2 protein-coding genes are annotated in these 2,024 nt (G+C 67.0%); both read left to right on the top strand.

The window, feature by feature from the left end; translation table 11 throughout:
- The coding region (locus ABZ646_RS45780) for a hypothetical protein (RefSeq protein WP_360533490.1) at positions 1-1,084 on the top strand (1,084 nt) is incomplete at its 5' end.
- Between the two features lie 26 nt (positions 1,085-1,110).
- Positions 1,111-1,920 carry an IS5 family transposase gene (locus tag ABZ646_RS45775; protein WP_360533487.1) on the top strand — a complete coding sequence of 270 codons (810 nt, stop codon included), beginning with the start codon at positions 1,111-1,113 and terminating at the stop codon, positions 1,918-1,920.
- Positions 1,921-2,024 lie beyond the last annotated feature (104 nt).

Below are 2,024 nucleotides of genomic sequence, written 5' to 3'. Positions count from 1 at the left end.
GACCTCGTCGTCCGGCCCGGTCGACCTGGGTGGCAGCTCGCGTAGCACCGTGTTGCGTTGTGAAACGGCCGGTGGCGGCAGTGTGATCGTCAAGGCGTTCGGCAACGAGCCGGAGTCCCTGCGCGGCTTCACGGCTGAGGCCGCTGGGCTGTCTCTCGGGATCGCCGGTCCCGAGGTGCTGGGTGTGGACCCCGAGGTTCCCCTGCTGGTCATGGCGGATCTCGGGAACGCGCCTACCCTGGCGGACGTTTTGCTCGGGAGCGATCCGACGGTCGCGGAGAGCGGGTTGCTGGCCTGGGCCCGCGGGCTTGGGCAACTGGCCGCCGCGTCGGTGCACCGGCGTGCCGATCTCGCGCGGCTGTGGTCCCTGTACGACAAGGGCATGCTGTCCTGGGGGGACGAGCCGTGGATCGCGCAGAGGGCCGCTGATCTGCTCGCGCTGCTCGACGGCGCCGGAATCGCAGTTCCTCCGGGCCTTGCCGGGGAGTTGGCCCGGATCGGGACAGCGGGTGGGGAGGAGTATCCGGCCTTCACCCCGGGTGACACCTGTCCGGACAACAACCTGCTCACCTCACAGGGGCTGCGGCTGATCGACTTCGAAGCGGCCTGTTACCAGTCGGTGTTCCTGACGGCCGCGTACTGCCGGATGCCGTTCTCCAGCTGCTGGTGCGTCTTCACCCTGCCGGCCGGGATCGCCGCGGAGATCGAGCAGGCGTATCGCGCGGAGGTCGTCGGTGTGTACCCGGCGCTGGCCGAGGACGAGGTGTGGCAAGCCGGCATGCGGCAGGCCATAGCGGTCTGGACGATGGACGCGACGGTGAGGATGCTTCCTCGCACCGTGGAGGACGAGCCGCTGCACCGGACTCGGCGTCCGGTCCCGACGAGGCGTCAGGTGCTGAGGCATCGCTGGGAGGTGGCGAGCACGCTGGAGGAGTTCCCGGCGTTCGCGGAGACGATGCGGTTGTTATTGCGTGAGGTCGCCGGAGGCTGGGAGGTGGCCCCTCTGCCGGGGTATCCGGCTTTCGGAAACCGAGGGGAGAGTCGGCCGTTTCAGGCACCGGCCGATGTAACGACTCCCGGCTGAAGGTACGTCGGGGCAGGATCTGTCGAATGTCTGCCGATCTTGTTCCTGATGACCTGTGGGAGCGGATAGTTCCGTTGCTCCCGCCGCGGCGTTCTCGGCGGTACTGCAATCCTGGGCGGTTGCCGGTACCGGACCGGGTTGCTCTGGCCGGCATCGTCTACGTGCTGCGGAAGGGCGTCGCGTGGCGGGATGTCCCTGCTCAGGTCGTCGGCTGCTCAGGGGTGACAAGTTGGCGTCGGCTTCGGGACTGGACCGAGGCCGGTGTCTGGCCCCGCCTCCACAACGCTCTCCTCGGTGAATTGAGAGCACGGGGACTGCTCGCGATGGAGGACACCGCGATTGACGGCTCTCACGTCCGCGCCCTGAAGGGGGGAGACCATGTCGGTCCTTCACCTGTCGATCGTGCGCGTCCTGGCTCCAAGCACCATGTGATCGTCGACCAGCATGGCACTCCGCTGGCCGTCTCCGTGACCGGGGGAAATCGGCACGACGTCACGCAGCTGATCCCGTTACTGGAAGCGATCCCACGTATCCGGGGATTGCGCGGTCGCCCCCGCAATCGGCCCAAACGGCTGTACGCCGACCGCGGCTACGACTTCGACAAGTACCGCCGCCTGTTGTGGGCGCGCGGGATCAAGCCCGTCATCGCCAGACGCGGGGTCGCACACGGTTCGGGCCTTGGGCGCACCAGGTGGGTGGTTGAGCGCACATTCGCCTGGCTCCATCAGTTCAAACGGCTGCGGATCCGCTACGAGCGCCGTGCCGATCTCCACCAAGGGCTGCTGGAGCTGGCCTGTGGAATCATCTGCCTTCGCCGACTCCGGAAGGCATTCTGAAACGATCAGTACTGATCTTTTCGTAAGTTCGGTGGGTGTGGTGGGTGGATGGTCAGGCCGGTGTGGGCGAGGAATGACCAGGGCAGTTGTGGGTTGGTGTTGAC

This window comes from Streptomyces sp. NPDC007162 (genome assembly GCF_040634175.1).
Lineage (GTDB): Bacteria > Actinomycetota > Actinomycetes > Streptomycetales > Streptomycetaceae > Streptomyces.
The sequence above is the reverse complement of the archived record's forward strand: the minus strand, read 5'-3'. Positions and strand labels throughout refer to the sequence as shown.

What these genes read in the sequence shown, in the direction of transcription:
- ABZ646_RS45775 (WP_360533487.1), top strand. Translation starts at nt 1,111, where the DNA reads ATGTCTGCCGATCTTGTTCCTGATGACCTGTGGGAGCGGATAGTTCCG.